The sequence below is a fragment of the Candidatus Methanomassiliicoccus intestinalis Issoire-Mx1 genome (genome assembly GCF_000404225.1).
GTDB classification, from domain to species: domain Archaea; phylum Thermoplasmatota; class Thermoplasmata; order Methanomassiliicoccales; family Methanomassiliicoccaceae; genus Methanomassiliicoccus_A; species Methanomassiliicoccus_A intestinalis.
Genome location: NC_021353.1, coordinates 243,561 through 259,454 on the forward strand (window position 1 = coordinate 243,561; position 15,894 = coordinate 259,454).

Below are 15,894 nucleotides of genomic sequence, written 5' to 3' on the forward strand. Positions count from 1 at the left end.
TCACAGACCGTCTATGACGATCGCTCTTCTCATGAATGGGCAGCTGTCACAGGGAATGGATATTACACACTTACGTCCGGAAGTAATTCCTTTTAGTGCACAGACTAATGCCAGATCCATAGGCCTGAATGGCTTCTTTCTGCCGTTTTTGTTTAAGAATGCCACTTCTTCTTTTGTAAGCTCATTTCCGCAGAAACATCCTTCTTCTACGTGTTTTAAACATTTTAGGTATTCTTTTTCAGAACATCCGTCACATCTTGTTCCTACTTTAGACAGTTGTCCGAAAATGTTAGCCAAAGGATCTACAACAAAAAGTTCACCGTCTTTTCCTAAGGTGATGTATACAGAACTTGGTGAAGACGGAGCAATATATTCCATCCTGGTTCCTCTGACCTTCTTTTCGTCCACAACGCTCCAGAATTCTGAAAGCTGCTGCCCCAGCTGATATGATACTTGATGATAGCCCATGCCCAGCTTATCAGCAAGCTCCTGTTTGGTCGGTGGCTTATCCAGTGCCATCGCATAGAGTGTACGCAGTATCTCTTTCCTCAGTTCGTGGTTCACAATTGAGGAATATGTTTCTGGGTCGATGTATGAAATTTCTATACGGCATCCTGCTGGCATGCGTGTTTTAAGCAGTTCTCAAATATTTAACTTGTTGGTAACACGAATCAATTGCTAGATTGGTTAAAAAGGTCGATCTGATGCTCAATTGCTTCAAACTATATGCTGAAACGCAGGCAGTATAAAATGCTGAGCCAGAAATCTGGCTCAGCTGAAATATATTTATTTTGAAATTCCTAAGCTGGAATTTGTTTTTTGGATAGATTTCATTCCATCAGATTCTAATCTCATCATTGAGCGTATGCAGTCGATATTCTCCGGTACCACATCGCTTTCCTGATGCACAGCCTGATAGTAGAATAGAGTATTGCCTCTGACTTTTATGCCGTCCTGCCATACTGCAATTTCCATAAAGTCTCCTCTTCTCCTGTCCAGGTCTTTAGCATATTCCATAATCTGAGCAGTATTTTTGATTCCATATTTTCCGTTTACGAATCTGACTCTTGGTGCGCTGTCCCATACTCCAAGTATGTCCTGTTCTTTTGCCTGCTTTTTGAGATTTATTGTTATGCAATGTACATGCATCAGTGTGGTCGGTACTTTCACAACCATGGTTGTGATATTCAGCCATGGCATGATCGTCTGTACATCTGGCCCATGATGTGTCGGCAGTTTCAAGGAGGGTTCGATTGCATTGAGCGCCGAGCCTTTGATGTCTGCCGGATCCGCACCTCTTCTTACAATGGTGGCTGCTACAGATTCAATTCCATATGCATGATCAATGGGGAAGAGAGTTCTTACAAGTCCAGTGGTATTGCAGGAAACCACGCGGGCAAAATCTGCTCCCCAAGCTTCAGAATAATTTGCATATGCGTTGAAAGAAATTCCTGCAAGGCCGTGATCTTCTCCTCCTTGAAAGATTGCTTTGACTCCTGCTTCCTCATACATCTTGCGGTAATGTTCTCCTACTCCGCCTGGCGTACAGTCTACAATTATATCTGCTTCTTTCAGGAGATCCTTGAGAGATCCTTTAGTTGCAATGCCTTCTTTTTCAAATGACGATATCTGATCTTCACTTGCGGTATACAGCGGAAATTTTTCCATCTCTGCAAGTCTTGCTTCATATGACGGACGAGTTTTTGTAACTCCTACGATTTCCATGTCATCCTGAGCTTTCACAGCACATGCAACTCTTTTTCCAATTGTTCCGTAACCGTTTATTCCAACTCTGACCGTCATCGATTTTTCACCTTTTTGACGCTGCGCGATCGGCAAGCGATATCAATCTATGAGATAAGGTTAGTGTCTTTACTTTATATTGATTTTTGTGATGCCACACGTGACTTCCCGTTTTATTTTTTAAGTCCTCTACCATAATATTTTATATTCAGATGCCATACGCTGGCTGCAATGTTAGTCTCTGGAGCAGATACCTCAGTTTTTATTGCATTGGGTTCTGTGGTCTTGACTAGCTGAAGGCACCTAGTTTCTGGTGGCCTTATGCATTTTTAGAAGGTGGTTAGTTGAAAGGTTCTAAAGCCGTTTTTACGCTGTTGGAAGAAAGAGGGGGTTGAAGTAATGTTTGGATACCCCGGAGGTCAAAGTCTGCAGCTTTACGATGACTTGATAGATTCCAACATACGGTACGTTTTAGTGCGCCATGAACAGTGTGCAGCACACATGGCTGACGGATTTGCACATGCTACAGGAAAAGTCGGAGTATGCACTTCTATATCCGGGCCAGGCGCAACGAATCTTGTCACAGGAGTCGCCACTGCATATGTAGACTCATCACTAATGATGGTTCTGACGGGACAGGTTCCAACAACGGCTTTAGGGAATCAGGAGTTTCAAGAAGCTGATTCTTTTTCAATCATTATGCCGATAACCAAGCATAACCTCAGGATTCTCGATCATTCTGAAATCAAAGACGTATTACGGGCAGGATATTCTTCTGATGTGCCTTACCTAATTGACATTAGACTCGATCCCGAGGAAGACGTTCTGCCTATGGTACCTCCAGGCGATGGTCCGGGCCACAATCATGCGGGGAAGATGCACATGGAACCGATCATGATTACTGGTGAAAGGTCCCCAGGCCTTATTCAACGAGTCATAATTGAGCTGGGAAGACGTGGAATTGAGTCTGAAAAGATGTTCATGATCCACGAAGGTGATAAAACTAAGATAATCATTGAGGCAGATATTGGTAAAATGAACGGCCGCCTTCTGCATGCTCTCATGGGTCCGCAGGATGTCGAGCTGGCAGAACACCTCCATGATGACTCCGACTGCTTCTGGAAGTGCTCTCCAAACAATACCTCTGGGTCTCTCATTTCCAAGGGTAATGACAATGCCTCTGGAATCCAGAAACTCGCTGAAGAATACATCTGCAAATATAAAGAATGTGAAAACTAATCGGTGATAATATGGTATCAAAAATATATCACGACTCAGACGCTGATTTAGGCGTATTGAACGGTAAAAAGATCGCAGTTATCGGCTACGGTAACCAGGGAAGAGCACAGGCAATGTGTCTTCATGATTCTGGTATGGATGTTGTAGTCGGTTTAAGAAAGAATGGAAAATCCTGGAAAATCGCAGAATCCGACGGTCTTAAAGTAGCAGAAGTCCCGGAAGCTGTAAAAGGCGCAGACATCGTCATGATTCTTATTCCTGATGAAGTTCAGTCAGCCGTTTATTCAGAACAGATTGCTCCAAATCTGAAAGATGGAGCAGCCCTTGAATTTGCTCATGGGTTTGCCATAACCTTTAATTTCATCAAGCCTCCTCAAAACTGTGATGTAATCATGGTGGCTCCAAAGTCACCAGGTAAAATGGTCCGTCAGACTTATCTTGAAGGATTCGGCGTACCTTCATTAATCGCAGTCCATCAGGATGCTTCCGGGAACGCAAAATCTCTGGCTCTTGCACTGTCAAAAGGCATCGGTTCCACAAAAGCTGGTGTTCTAGAAACAGACTTCAGGGAGGAAGCAACATCTGATCTCTTTGGAGAGCAGTCAGTTCTCTGCGGTGGAGTTACAGCCCTCATCGAAGCAGGTTTTGAAACTCTGGTAAATGCTGGTTACAAGCCGGAGATTGCTTATTTTGAGGTTCTTCATGAGCTGAAACTGATCGTTGATCTCATCCAGGCCGGCGGAATCATGCATATGTGGGAATCTGTTTCAAACACTGCTGAATACGGTGGATTGAGCCGCAGAGACGCCGTCATAAACGAAGACTCTAAAAAAGCAATGAAGAAAATCTTAGACGATATTCAGTCTGGAAAGTTTGCTGAAGAGTGGTCTCAAGAATGGAAAGTGGATCTTGCCGGCATGAAGGAAATGGAATCAAAAGATGCTGACAAACAGATTGAAAAAGTCGGAAAAGAGATCCGCGCCCTTTTCGAAAGAAATTAAGTATTTTCGGGAGACTAATCTCCCTTTCTTTATTTTTACATATTACTTCCAACTGTGTTAGATAAACTTGAGCTTTCAAACATCACAGGTTTAACTCAGCACAAGTCAGATTCTGTTTAAAACTGCATTTTGTATAAAAATATGAAGTGGTTTCTAGTGATAGAAACCATTTTTTTATTACGCTGCTGTTTTTGTTTTCTTAAGATGTCTGTTCCTTATCACCGAGGCAATTATTGCAACCAGCAGTACAACGAGAATGACTCCCAGTGAAACAAGAACATCTACATGATATCCCCAGATCGGCAGGAGCATCTTAATTCCAACAAATCCTAGGATTACTGCAAGTCCGTATTTGAGGTAGTACATCGCAGACATTATTCCTGCAAGTGCAAAGTACAGAGATCTGAGACCGAGAATTGCAAACACGTTTGATGTGTATACAACAAACATATCGGTTGTAATTCCCATAACAGCTGGGATTGAGTCCACGGCGAATACGATATCTGTAGTTTCAATTACAAGCAGTGCCAGAAACAATGGAGTGGCTGCGAGGACGCCTGCATTTCTCACAAAGAATTTCCCACCCTGGGAGTCAGTGCTTACAGGCATTATCTTCTTAAATCCCCTGACTACAATATTCTTATCTGGGTCTACTTTCTGATCCTTCTGGACTGCTAACTTAACAGCAGTTATCAGGAGGAATATTCCGAAAATATAGAGTAACCAGTCAAACTTTTCAACAAGAGTCACTCCGGCAAAGATGAATATTGCTCTGAATACTAAAGCACCGATAATTCCATAGAATAATATCTTGTGCTGATATTCTGGAGTAATTCCAAAGAATGCAAATATTATTATGAATACGAATAAATTATCAACGCTAAGTGCTTTCTCCATTACATACGCGGCAGTATATTCCAGACCACTTTGGGATCCCATCTGCCAAAAAATAACGGCATTAAATGCGAGGGCAATTCCGATCCAGAATGCGCTCATTATAAGCGCTTCCTTTACCCCAATAACATGACTCTTGCGGTTAAATACCCCAAGATCCAATGCTAAGAGGACAACTACGATAACAGCGAATGCTATCCACATTGTGTCGCTAAACATCTAGATTTCGCTCCAAGGCGTAAATTCTACTTTTTCGCATACCCCTCTCATATTATTAATCTTTTGATGACTCGATCAACAGATTTAGTCAGTGTGATCTTACTCCCACGGGTCTATAAAATCTTCATCTTCATAGCAGATATGTTTACAGCGTGTCCGGTGAAGCTCTCCATATTTTTTGTGGCAGTCTGGACACAGTGTTTTTAGATTCCCCGGATGATCAGAACCGCCCAGCGATCTTGGTATGATATGATGAACTTCCAGCGATTCCTTCTTGTATCCGCCCTTGCCGTGCCTCAACGAGGGATCATATACTTTACGGCTGCTTTTGCCAAATTCTGCTCCGCAGTCCTGGCAGGTATATTTGTCTCTTCTGAGAATTCTCTGTCTGATATTACGCCAGAGATATACACGGATCCAATCCTCCGTCCAGTCTGAATATATTGGTTTGCGTGTTCCATCTGGATAATACTTAGGGGGCTGTGAAAATTCTTTTCTAAGTTCAGTAAAAGCTTCATTCACATTATGCTTCTCTTTACACAGCTTCTGTTCTCCTGATCCAGCATAATGTCTTTTTTTACAGTATGGGCAGAATTCAAGAGTTCTGATCTCTCCGTTTCTGTACGGGCATTTTCTGAGGACTTCCTTAGTGCAAAATATCGGCATGCCCGTTTCTTTCGTCATTTTGTATGTGCCGTCATCATCCAACAGTCCGCAGTGGCTCTCCCGGAGCGGATCAAGCCTGTGAAGGCAGAAATCGGGCATCATCGTCACCCATATTATATATCCGGCTAATCCATATTGCGATCAACTGGACAAACATATATTATTTACTATTTGCAATAGGGGGATAGTATTACGCGGATGACTACTATGAAACAATTCAACACTCTGGATGATTTTCACTTTGAAGATAAGACTGTTCTATTGAGAGTAGATATTAACTGCCCTTTGGACAAGGAAACACTGAAACTGACGGATGACAACCGCATCCGGCACATCGTTCCTACTGTCAGAGAGCTGCTGGATGACGGGGCAAAAGTTGTCATCATCGCGCATCAGGGGAGACCTGGAGACTGGGATTTTATCGACCTTCAGCAGCACGCCGAATGTCTTTCAAAGTACTTGTCTAAACAAGTGAGGTATGTAGATGATATTCTCGGGGATGTTGCCATTTCGGAAATAAAAAATCTCACGCCGGGAAACGTCATCATGCTCAAAAATATCCGTGAACTTCCCTATGAACTGGAAAAAAAGAGTGCAGAAGAACATGCAAACAGTGAACTTGTGAAAACACTGGCACCGCTGTTTGACTATTATGTAAACGATGCATTTGCTACCGCTCACCGTTCCCAGTGTTCATTGGTAGGGCCTCCTTGTGTTTTGCCTTCTGCTGTAGGCAGATTGATGGAAAAGGAGCTTACTGCACTGTCATCTGTTTTCAGTGATACCAATCATCCTTCTGTTTTTATTCTAGGCGGGTCCAAGTTTTCAGACTCAATCAAGGTCATGGATCGTGCTTTGACCAGCAAAGCTGCAGATATCATAATTCTCGTGGGACTCACCGCCTCAGCATTTCTTGTGGCAAGAGGAGTGGATGTAGGAGAGCCTTCAAGAAAAGCTCTGGAAGCTGAGCTCACTCCCGAGACATTAGATGCTGCAAAGAAGCTTTTGAGGGAGCGCGGAGAACACATTCTTCTGCCGTTTGATGTCGCTGTGGAAGAAGATGGAAAGCGTAAAAATATGCTTGTGGGAGATTTACCGATAAATGCTCCAATATATGATATTGGAAAAGGTTCTATCGAGAAATTCACAAAAGTCATTGACCCAGCGAAAACCGTATTCATGTCTGGACCCGCTGGACTGATTGAAAAGGAGCAGTTTACAGCAGGCACCCGTGACCTCATGACCGCGATGGCTCATTCCGATGCATATACACTGCTTGGAGGAGGACATACTGTCGGAGCTGCAGAAAGATTCGGCATGTCAGAACGGTTTTCATATGTCAGCACAGCTGGGGGAGCATTGGAAACATTCATCCTTGGAAAACCTTTGCCGGCTGTAGAGGCTTTGAGAAAAAAATAAAGATTCTCTTCTGAGAATCTTTTATCTGTGATTTTGCTGAAATCACCAGTTTCTGTATACTTTCAGTAAGTCCAGAGTTTTTAAAGATCAGAGGAATCATGAGTTCTAACATTCAGATTAATGAAAAACAGGTCAGCAGCATATTTACAAAGTCCAATCTTCCAGTAGGAGATTATTCCGTCAATCCGTACATCGGCTGTTCACACGCCTGTAAATACTGCTATGCTTCATTCATGAAACGATTTACAGGGCATCCTGAACCCTGGGGAACTTTTTTAGATGTAAAATACTGGCCAGATATTAAAAATCCACAAAAATATTCTGGAAAAGAGTTATTCATTGGGTCTGTCACCGATCCATATCTTCCTCAGGAAGCTACATATGAACGTACGCGTACTCTGCTTCAGCAGCTCAAAGACAGCGGTGCAAAGATCTCCATTGCCACTAAATCTGATTTAATCCTGCGTGATCTGGATCTTATCAAATCCTTTCCAGACAGCAGGGTCTCGTGGTCAATAAATACATTGGATGAAAAATTCCGCCGTGATATGGATTGTGCAGTCAGCATTGACCGCAGACTCACAGCAATGAAGAAGTTTCATGATGCTGGTGTACGCACAACCTGTTTCATATCTCCCATATTTCCTGAAATTACCGATGTTAAAGCGATCATTGAACGGGCAAAGAACTACTGTAATCTGATATGGCTTGAAAATTTAAATCTCCGTGGGGATTACAAAGCATACATTCTTGACTACATTGAGAATAAATATCCAGAACTGGCACCTCTGTATCATAAGATATATCGACAGAAAGACAACGGCTACTGGAAAAATCTTGACAAGGATCTGAGAGACTATACAAGATCAATCGGTCTCGATTACGTTGTAGATGATGATACGATGACAAGACCATTCAATTCACCTCCGGTGGTAGTGAATTACTTTTATCACAGTCAAATAAAGCAATCAGCAAAAGAAAAGCCAGGATGTATTGATCATGCCTGAATTGCCTGAAGTTGAGACTGTGGTAAACGTATTGAAACCGCAGATCATTGATCTGACGGTATCAAGAATTACTATAAACAAACCTCAAGTAATCGCATATCCTGCTGTTGAAGAGTTTTGTACTAGGCTCACAGGACAGAAGATTTCCGGCATGAAGCGCAGGGGTAAATTCATCATTATTTGTTTTGCAAGTGGCGATCAATTGATACTCCATCTGCGGATGACCGGCTGCTTGTTAGTTACTCCTGCAGAAGACAATATTGCAGACCACACGCATGTTATTTTTGAATTAGAAAACAATACGCAACTTCGGTTTATTGACACACGCCGTTTCGGCCGATTCTGGATGATTAAAAAAGGAGAAGAAGACAACGTTTCTGGCATCAATAAACTCGGTATCGAGCCGTTTGATGCAGTTTTGACAGCAGACTATCTGCAGAGTATTCTTTCTAATCGAAAAAAGACAATCAAGGAATGCCTGCTGGATCAAAGTCTAATTGCAGGAATCGGTAATATTTACAGTGATGAGATATTGTTCCGCGCAAATATTGATCCTATGAGGAAGGCCAACACATTAAACAGCTGTGAATTGGAAAGACTGGCCGCAGAGATTCCAAGAACCTTGAAGTACTATATGGAAAAAAATGAAATTACGCCTGAGGAGTATCTTAAAAAACAGGGCCGCGGGTACAATAATTCTTCATTCCTCAACGTATACGGGCAGGATAATAAGCTATGTCCAGTATGCGGAGAAATTCTTCACCGCAGAGTTATTGGAGGACGCAGCAGCGTCTATTGTCAAAACTGTCAAAAATGATCTTATTCCTAATTTAATCGATGTCTAAAAAAACTACTCATATAAAAATGAAAAATATGCGGTGCATTCTTGAATTGAACACACCGGTATATTTTCGTTTAAAGAATTTTTCTCATCCTTTCCAATGCTTCGCTTATTCTATCTTTAGACTGAGTCAGAGCTATTCTTACGAAGCCCTGTCCAGCTTCTCCGTAGCCTGTTCCAGGAGTCACCACTATGCCGGCATTGAGCATTTTTTCAGCAAATTCTAATGAATCTGACTGGACATCAACGAATAGATAGAACGTTCCCTTTGGTTTCTTTGCTTTAATACCGAGCTCGTTAAGGCCATCTACAAAGATATTTCTGCGTTCACAGTAAATATCAACGCAGTCTTGAACGATCGAAGGTCTCTTGCTGCTTGTATATGTCTTAAGGGCTGTAACTGCAGCTTTCTGCAGGAATTTTGGAGCTCCCGAATCAGTCTGGGATTTGACTTTTTTCAGTCCTGCAATCAAACGTTCATTTCCTACGGCGTAACCTATGCGGTATCCCGTCATGTTGAATGTTTTAGAAAACGAACCAAACTCTATGGCATCTTTTCCAAACTCCAGTATCGAGGGGGCAATGTAATCATCATATGTCATTTCAGAATATGCATTATCATAACAGACGATGGTGTTTGTATCCGCTCCCCATTTCAGGAGATCTTTGAGGTATGATTCAGGGGCTGTTGCGCCTGTTGGGTTATTAGGGAAATTTACATACAGCATCTTTGCATCTTGAGGAAGAGAATCCAGCTTTGGCAGGAAACCGTCTTCTGCATATGTTTTTACATATTCAGGCTGGGCATCGCACAACATTGCAGCTCCCAGACTGTAGACTGGGTATGCCGGGTCAGGACACAGCACTTTATCTCCAGGGTTTGCAAAAGCCCTTGCAAAGTTTGCAAGTCCTTCTTTGCTTCCCAACAGAATTACAACTTCTTTGTCGGGATCTACATCTACTCCGAATCTGGTCTTATACCAATCTGCAACAGCAACGCGGGTTTCCCTTTCTCCGGCTGATGTTGAGTACTGGTGATTCTGAGGATCATCCAGCTGTTTTTTTATTTCATCTGTGATAAGTTTTGGAGTCGGCAGATCTGGGTCTCCTATTCCAAAATCAATTATGTCTATACCTTCGGCTTTTTTCTTACTGACCTTTTCCTCTATCTCTGCAAATAGATATGGAGGAATATTTTTCAGACGATCTGCAAATTCATACATGTAATCACCAGTTGATTTCTCCTTCAAATACCATTTCTGCCGGACCAGTCATCTGGACAGAAGAGTAATCATTCTTAACGTTAATGCTGAGAGTTCCTCCAGGCAGATGGATTGCAATATCCTTTCCTGTGGGGCATATACCTACGAGTGTAGCAGCCACTGCTGTAGCGCACGCTCCGGTTCCGCAGGCATTCGTCCAGGCCGCACCCCTCTCATAGACTTTCACATCCAGGTAGTCTTCCTTTGCAGTTACAAATTCGACATTTGTTTTTCTTGGAAACATTTCGTGTTTCTCTAAAACAGGACCTAACTTCAGAATATTCTCATCATTCAGATCTTGAAATGTTACGAAATGGGGGTTGCCCATGCCTACTGCAGTTCCGGTTATTTCCATGCCGGCTGCGGTTATTTTTTTGTTAATAAAACGGCCGTTTCCATTCATTGGTATGTCTTTAACTTCCAGATATGGTGCGCCCATATTCACCGATACTTCTTTTACTATCCCATTCTCTGCTTTGACATCAATATATTTAATTCCGCCTAATGTATTAATTCTCATTTTCTCTGATTTTACGATTCCAAAGTCATACAGATGTTTTGCAAAACATCTGATGCCGTTGCCGCACATTTCTGCTTCGCTTCCATCAGAGTTCATAATTTTCATGTATGCATCGGCTTCAACATCTTTCCTGATGTATAGTATGCCGTCACCGCCGATTCCAAAATGGCGGTCGCATATGTATCTGACAAATTCGGGATCAGCTGGTATTTCAGATTTAAAATCCTCAAACAGAACGAAATCATTGCCCAGTCCATGATATTTCCAGAATTTCAAAGCATCAACCTCGAAGGTATGCGTTGATGTCTAAACAGTTCTTCAATCGTTTCGCTTTCTCTAATCAGTGTGACTTCGCCGTCTTTGACAAGGACTTCTCTCGGAAGAGGCCGCATATTGTAATTAGATGCCATTGTGAATCCGTAAGCTCCAGCATCATACACAGCGATAATATCTCCTTCTTCGACCTTTGGAAGTTCCCTGTCCTTTGCCATGACATCTCCGGTCTCGCAGATCGGTCCTCCGAGACTGTATGTTTCTTCGGCTTTATCTCCAAATTTATTTGCTACTGCCACATGGTGATATGAATCATACATTGCAGGCCTGATCAGAGTATTAAAGCCGGCATCTATTCCCGCATACATCTTGTCGGGAGTTTCTTTTATATCTACTACTGTAGCGAGGAGTATTGTACTGTCGGCAATGATGTATCTTCCAGGTTCAATGATTATTTCTTTTACTTTTGTTTTGGATTTAATTCTGGATGTAATCTCTTCAGCCATTTTGTCTAAATCCATCTCCACTTCATCCAGACGGTATGGGATTCCGATTCCTCCGCCGATGTCTATGAATCTAAGATCAATGCCGATAGTTTCCAGCTCCTGAACTATTTTGATTAATTCATCTATAAGCTCGATGAATGGTTCGACTTTCTGTCCGCCGGATCCAATATGTGCATGAATTCCTGATGGTTTGAATCCTAATTCTACCGCTCTTTTGTATGCATCTATTATCTGATGCTTTGGAATTCCAAATTTAGTCGATCTTTTTCCTGTTATTACCTTGTCATGATGTCCAGATCCGACTTCCGGATTTACTCTGAATGAAATGGTATGGTTGGTAGTTATCTTTGAAAGCCTCTCCAGCTCAGAAAATGAATCAATGTTTATTGGAACGCCTTTTGAAACCACTGCTTTAAGCTCTGCATTTGATACGTTAACGCCGGTGTACAATATTCTGTCAGGGCTGAATCCGCTTCTGAGACAGGCTTCTATCTCGCCTATCGACACTGCATCAATGCAGCTACCTTCCTGTTCAAGAATTCTCAGTACTGCCAGGTTTGTATTTGATTTACAAGCGTAATTTATTCTGGTAGGCATCCTTTTTGAAAATGCCTGATAAATCCTGTGATAATTGTTTCTTACAGCATTTTCGTCTGTAACATAAACAGGTGAGCCGTATCTCTTCACAATCTCTGTGGCTTTTACGCCGCCGATTACTAACTCGTTATCAACGCATTCAAAATTTCTCATTTGGTCCACCTATGAATTCTTTATGAATGTTCCTGACGGCATCCAGTGCTTTATCGTCAGGTATTACAAAGTTGAGCGCTACATCAGAAGCGCCTTCAGATATCATTTCTATATTTGCACCGATCGTAGCCATATTCGCAAATACTTTTGCTGCGACACCTGGCATATTGATCATATTATCACCTACGCAGCAGATCAAAGCTACGTTGCTTTTGACAGTGTATTTTTCAACCTGGCTTTCGTGCATTGTAGAGATTCTGTTTATTACCTCATCAATTGTATTTGATGGTATCAAAAATGCGATTGTTGACAGGGAAGTAGACACTGCATATGTGTTGCCTGCAGCTCCCGACACACTCGCCACCAGTCTTGAGACTAAGTCTGGCTGGTACACTAATTCAGAAGAGTAAATCTTTACAATGGATAAATCAGCTTTTGATGCTACGGATCTGAGAATTCCGCTGCTTCCATTTTTAATTTTTCTTATTATAGTTCCTTTCGATTCAGGGTTGAATGTATTTTTAACAGCCAGCGGTATTCCTCTTTTCCTGACTGGTTCCACTGTTCGTGGATGCAGCACTTTGGCGCCGAAATATGCAAGTTCAGCCGCTTCACTGTAATCCATTTCGTGAATGGTGAATGCATCTTTAACAACTCTCGGATCTGCGGTCATAAAACCATTGACATCCGTCCAGATCTCACAGCAGTCTGCTTCAAGTGCGCATGCCACTACTGAACTGGAATAATCCGATCCGCCTCTGCCGAACGTCATTGGTTTTCCTTCAGGGCCAATCCCGTAAAATCCGGTTAATACTGGAATTGCACCATCGTTTAGAAGCGGCAGTACATTCTTTTTTAAATTTTTATGAGTTAATTCAAGATCTGCAGATCCATTTCCGTATGTGCCATAAGCTACTATGCCGGCTTCTTCAGATGTTATGGAGACACCGTCTCTGCCTCTGCTTTGTAAAATGTGAGCTACTGTTAAGGAAGACAAGCGTTCTCCCCAGGATACAATAGTGTCATGAAGCGGTTCACAGGGACTGTCTTTGTATGTTTCAAGATGCTCAGACAGCCTGCCTATTGCGTCTTCAAGTTTGCTGTAATACGTTTTGTAAATTGGATCCGTTATTGCAGCTTTAGCTGTTGTGGAATATCGTTCAAGCAGGATGTTTGCAATTTCATCTATCTCACTCTTGCCTGCAAGGCAGTCAAGCAATGAATTGGTTACACCTGACATTGCAGATACAACGACGGCTTTGTTTGCTTCTTCTTTTAATATAATAGATATCATTCTTTCCAGCGCATCGATACTGCCAACGCTGGTACCGCCGAATTTCATTGACTTTATCATAGTCCCAAGACCTCGTACATTGTATGAATTTTACCACTGTTTTTGTTAGCTATCCATCTTATGGCGGCAACAGCGCCTTCTGCAAAAGCTTCTCTTGAGTGTGCACGATGCGTGAGTTCTATACGTTCTTTGTTGCCTGCAAAGATTACGGTATGTTCTCCAACGACATCCCCGGCTCTGACAGAGTGTATACAGATTTCGTTGCCTCGCGCCCCGACTTCGCCTTCTCTGCCGTATAAATACTCAGTTTTGCAGCTGTTGGCTGCGATAAGTTCAGCAGCCTTTTTAGCCGTTCCAGACGGAGCATCTTTTTTCTGATTGTGATGAGTTTCAATTATTTCGATATCGTAGTCTTTCAAAGCAGCAGCTAATGATTCGCATGTTTTGAAGAATACATTTACACCAACTGAAAAATTAGGGGTAACAACGGCTCCGCTGCCGTCTGCAGCAATATTCTTTTCAAACGTTTCCATAACTTCTTTAGGTATGCCAGTTGTGCCTATCACATAATTCAGACCTTTCCTGCGGGCAGCCGGAAGAGTCTTGACTATTGCTGATGGAGATGTAAGATCTACATACACATCAGCATCTTTTACAGCTTCACTTAGTCTGTCAGCCCCGATGCATCTTACTCCAGGTAAAATTTCTCTACCGATATTTGCGCTTCCTTCTGAAACAATTGCTCCGGAAAGTTTCATGTCTTCCTGTTCAGAGACTAGTCTGCAGACTAAACTTCCAAGCTTTCCAGTAGCGCCGCCTACCACCACAGAAATCATAAAAAAACCTCACAATAAGCCTTGCATAGACAGCACGGATCTAAGCCGGTCTTCATTTTTTCTCTCCATGTCGCACAGCGGTAATCTGAGAGGTCCAGATGGGTATCCGGCCAGCCTCATGGCGGTTTTAATCGGGATAGGATTTGTTTCTAAAAATAAAACATCGTACAGCGGCATCAGTTCTCTGTTTATCTGATTGGCTTTTTCAGAATCTCCACTCAGCATAGATTTGATCATGGCAGACACTTTGTCTGGAACTATGTTGGACGAAACTGATACGGCACCTTTTGCACCTACAGCCATTGCAGGCAGAGTCAGAGCATCGTCTCCAGACAACACTGAGAAATCTTTTGGTGCAAATGCAGCTATTTTTCCAATCTGATTTAGATTGCCGGAAGCTTCTTTTACACCTGCAATTCCTGGAATTTTTGCCAGTTCCAGCATTAAATCTGCAGTGATATTTGTTCCGGTTCTTGATGGTATGTTGTATATGATAATAGGAATATCTACTGATGAAGCGATGGCTTCAAAATGAAGACGGATTCCTTTAGAAGTCGGTTTATTATAATATGGACATATGGAAAGAACAGAATCTGCCCCAATGTCCTGTGCAGCTTTGCTCAGCTCCAGAGCTTCAGAGGTCGAATTTGATCCTGCTCCGGCCATCACTTTAGCTTTTGTTACCGAATTAACTGTTATGTCTATTACTTTTAAATGTTCTTTATAACTTAATGTTGCAGATTCTCCGGTTGATCCGCAGGGGACTATCGTGTCTACCCCGTTTTCTTCCTGAAATCTTATCAGCTCTTTCAAACCTTCTTCATCGATATCTCCGTTTGATTTCATCGGTGTAATTATGGCCGTTGAACATCCAGAAAACATTTCAGATGCCTCCGAAATGCTCATTGAGAATCAGTCTGGTTCTTGTTGATTGAACATTGTCAAATCTTCTAATTCTCTCAATTATCTCATTGAGCTGAGGAGAGGATGTAACATCGATGATGGCTACTATATCTTCTTCACCAGTAACCTCATAAACTTCAGAAACTCCATCGAATTTTGCAATTTTAGTTGCTACATCGGAGGTGTTAACATTTACATTAATGTTAATCTCTATAATCGCTTTCACATTTTTACTGCTTGTTTTTATTGTAAATGACTGAATGATGTCTTCATCTACAAGTCGTCTTACTCTGCTGCGAATCGTACCTTCAGAAACCTTAAGCTGGTTGGCGATATCCACAAATGGTCTTCTGGAATCTTTTTTCAGTATCTCTATAATCCTCTCATCTAGATAGTCTATCATTTTATCCCTCGCGCAACCCTCTACGATTTCCATTGCAACTTTTGATGATAACCGAAAATGATTATATAACTATTACTGATGATGGATTGCCATTAAGATAATTCGTAATTAAAAGTTG

The 15,894-nt window shown here is 42.0% G+C and carries 16 protein-coding genes; 5 read left to right on the forward strand and 11 right to left on the reverse strand.

What is annotated here, in order from left to right:
• Both H729_RS01070 and H729_RS01075 read right to left on the reverse strand, forming a co-directional pair.
• The gene (locus H729_RS01070; protein ID WP_020448152.1) at positions 1–624 is read right to left on the reverse strand and encodes a hypothetical protein; all 624 of its coding nucleotides are present in this window, start codon (positions 622–624) and stop codon (positions 1–3) included.
• A gap of 162 nt (positions 625–786) precedes the next feature.
• Positions 787–1,803, reverse strand: a complete 1,017-nt coding sequence (locus H729_RS01075; protein WP_020448153.1) for a type II glyceraldehyde-3-phosphate dehydrogenase — start codon at positions 1,801–1,803, stop codon at positions 787–789.
• A 339-nt stretch (positions 1,804–2,142) separates the two neighbouring features.
• Between H729_RS01075 and H729_RS01080 the strand changes: the two genes are divergently transcribed.
• Together H729_RS01080 and ilvC are read left to right on the forward strand one after the other, a co-directional pair.
• Positions 2,143–2,982, forward strand: a complete 840-nt coding sequence (locus H729_RS01080; RefSeq protein ID WP_020448154.1) for a thiamine pyrophosphate-binding protein — start codon at positions 2,143–2,145, stop codon at positions 2,980–2,982.
• Between the two features lie 11 nt (positions 2,983–2,993).
• Complete coding sequence (gene ilvC, locus H729_RS01085; protein WP_020448155.1) at positions 2,994–3,983, forward strand: ketol-acid reductoisomerase; 990 nt, start codon at positions 2,994–2,996, stop codon at positions 3,981–3,983.
• A 177-nt stretch (positions 3,984–4,160) separates the two neighbouring features.
• On the opposite strand, the gene H729_RS01090 is transcribed toward ilvC, so the two are convergent.
• Entirely contained in the window at positions 4,161–5,096 is a 936-nt protein-coding gene (locus H729_RS01090) for a TerC family protein (RefSeq protein WP_020448156.1), read from the reverse strand.
• A 99-nt stretch (positions 5,097–5,195) separates the two neighbouring features.
• A complete protein-coding gene (locus H729_RS01095; RefSeq protein ID WP_020448157.1) occupies positions 5,196–5,861 on the reverse strand; it encodes an HNH endonuclease in 666 nt (221 codons plus the stop codon).
• Positions 5,862–5,960: 99 nt separating this feature from the next.
• Here H729_RS01095 and H729_RS01100 point away from each other — a divergent pair, with 99 nt between their 5' ends.
• The 3 genes from H729_RS01100 (at position 5,961) to mutM (ending at position 9,005) form a co-directional block, all read left to right on the forward strand.
• Positions 5,961–7,181 (forward strand): phosphoglycerate kinase, encoded by a 1,221-nt coding sequence (locus tag H729_RS01100; protein ID WP_236608642.1) that lies wholly within the window; start codon positions 5,961–5,963, stop codon positions 7,179–7,181.
• A 98-nt stretch (positions 7,182–7,279) separates the two neighbouring features.
• A complete protein-coding gene (locus H729_RS01105) occupies positions 7,280–8,188 on the forward strand; it encodes a radical SAM mobile pair protein B (RefSeq protein ID WP_020448159.1) in 909 nt (302 codons plus the stop codon).
• On the forward strand, positions 8,181–9,005 hold the full coding sequence (gene mutM, locus H729_RS01110) for a bifunctional DNA-formamidopyrimidine glycosylase/DNA-(apurinic or apyrimidinic site) lyase (RefSeq protein WP_020448160.1): 825 nt from the start codon (positions 8,181–8,183) through the stop codon (positions 9,003–9,005). The genes H729_RS01105 and mutM overlap by 8 nt, the downstream gene beginning before the upstream one ends.
• 98 nt (positions 9,006–9,103) lie before the next feature.
• Here mutM and H729_RS01115 read toward each other — a convergent pair whose 3' ends face one another.
• The 7 genes from H729_RS01115 to H729_RS01145 are packed head-to-tail and all read right to left on the reverse strand — an operon-like array spanning position 9,104 to position 15,809.
• Complete coding sequence (locus tag H729_RS01115) at positions 9,104–10,252, reverse strand: aminotransferase class I/II-fold pyridoxal phosphate-dependent enzyme (protein WP_020448161.1); 1,149 nt, start codon at positions 10,250–10,252, stop codon at positions 9,104–9,106.
• Positions 10,253–10,256: 4 nt separating this feature from the next.
• Positions 10,257–11,087 (reverse strand): diaminopimelate epimerase, encoded by an 831-nt coding sequence (gene dapF, locus H729_RS01120; protein ID WP_020448162.1) that lies wholly within the window; start codon positions 11,085–11,087, stop codon positions 10,257–10,259.
• On the reverse strand, positions 11,084–12,340 hold the full coding sequence (gene lysA, locus H729_RS01125) for a diaminopimelate decarboxylase (RefSeq protein WP_020448163.1): 1,257 nt from the start codon (positions 12,338–12,340) through the stop codon (positions 11,084–11,086). Before lysA ends, dapF begins: the two co-directional genes overlap by 4 nt.
• Complete coding sequence (locus H729_RS01130; protein WP_020448164.1) at positions 12,327–13,694, reverse strand: aspartate kinase; 1,368 nt, start codon at positions 13,692–13,694, stop codon at positions 12,327–12,329. The genes lysA and H729_RS01130 overlap by 14 nt, the downstream gene beginning before the upstream one ends.
• The gene (gene dapB / locus H729_RS01135; RefSeq protein ID WP_020448165.1) at positions 13,691–14,470 is read right to left on the reverse strand and encodes a 4-hydroxy-tetrahydrodipicolinate reductase; all 780 of its coding nucleotides are present in this window, start codon (positions 14,468–14,470) and stop codon (positions 13,691–13,693) included. Before dapB ends, H729_RS01130 begins: the two co-directional genes overlap by 4 nt.
• Before the next feature lie 9 nt (positions 14,471–14,479).
• On the reverse strand, positions 14,480–15,376 hold the full coding sequence (gene dapA / locus H729_RS01140; protein WP_236608643.1) for a 4-hydroxy-tetrahydrodipicolinate synthase: 897 nt from the start codon (positions 15,374–15,376) through the stop codon (positions 14,480–14,482).
• Positions 15,354–15,809: an Lrp/AsnC family transcriptional regulator gene (locus H729_RS01145; RefSeq protein WP_020448167.1), complete on the reverse strand. Its 456-nt coding sequence runs from the start codon at positions 15,807–15,809 to the stop codon at positions 15,354–15,356. Before H729_RS01145 ends, dapA begins: the two co-directional genes overlap by 23 nt.
• Positions 15,810–15,894 lie beyond the last annotated feature (85 nt).

Excerpts from the sequence above, each read along its gene's own strand:
- H729_RS01070 (WP_020448152.1), bottom strand. The coding sequence starts at position 624 with ATGCCAGCAGGATGCCGTATAGAAATTTCATACATCGACCCAGAAACA.
- H729_RS01075 (WP_020448153.1), bottom strand. The coding sequence starts at position 1,803 with ATGACGGTCAGAGTTGGAATAAACGGTTACGGAACAATTGGAAAAAGA.
- H729_RS01080 (WP_020448154.1), top strand. The coding sequence starts at position 2,143 with ATGTTTGGATACCCCGGAGGTCAAAGTCTGCAGCTTTACGATGACTTG.
- ilvC (WP_020448155.1), top strand. The coding sequence starts at position 2,994 with ATGGTATCAAAAATATATCACGACTCAGACGCTGATTTAGGCGTATTG.
- H729_RS01090 (WP_020448156.1), bottom strand. The coding sequence starts at position 5,096 with ATGTTTAGCGACACAATGTGGATAGCATTCGCTGTTATCGTAGTTGTC.
- H729_RS01095 (WP_020448157.1), bottom strand. The coding sequence starts at position 5,861 with ATGCCCGATTTCTGCCTTCACAGGCTTGATCCGCTCCGGGAGAGCCAC.
- H729_RS01100 (WP_236608642.1), top strand. The coding sequence starts at position 5,961 with ATGACTACTATGAAACAATTCAACACTCTGGATGATTTTCACTTTGAA.
- H729_RS01105 (WP_020448159.1), top strand. The coding sequence starts at position 7,280 with ATGAGTTCTAACATTCAGATTAATGAAAAACAGGTCAGCAGCATATTT.
- mutM (WP_020448160.1), top strand. The coding sequence starts at position 8,181 with ATGCCTGAATTGCCTGAAGTTGAGACTGTGGTAAACGTATTGAAACCG.
- H729_RS01115 (WP_020448161.1), bottom strand. The coding sequence starts at position 10,252 with ATGTATGAATTTGCAGATCGTCTGAAAAATATTCCTCCATATCTATTT.
- lysA (WP_020448163.1), bottom strand. The coding sequence starts at position 12,340 with ATGAGAAATTTTGAATGCGTTGATAACGAGTTAGTAATCGGCGGCGTA.
- H729_RS01130 (WP_020448164.1), bottom strand. The coding sequence starts at position 13,694 with ATGATAAAGTCAATGAAATTCGGCGGTACCAGCGTTGGCAGTATCGAT.
- dapB (WP_020448165.1), bottom strand. The coding sequence starts at position 14,470 with ATGATTTCTGTGGTGGTAGGCGGCGCTACTGGAAAGCTTGGAAGTTTA.
- dapA (WP_236608643.1), bottom strand. The coding sequence starts at position 15,376 with ATGAGCATTTCGGAGGCATCTGAAATGTTTTCTGGATGTTCAACGGCC.
- H729_RS01145 (WP_020448167.1), bottom strand. The coding sequence starts at position 15,809 with ATGGAAATCGTAGAGGGTTGCGCGAGGGATAAAATGATAGACTATCTA.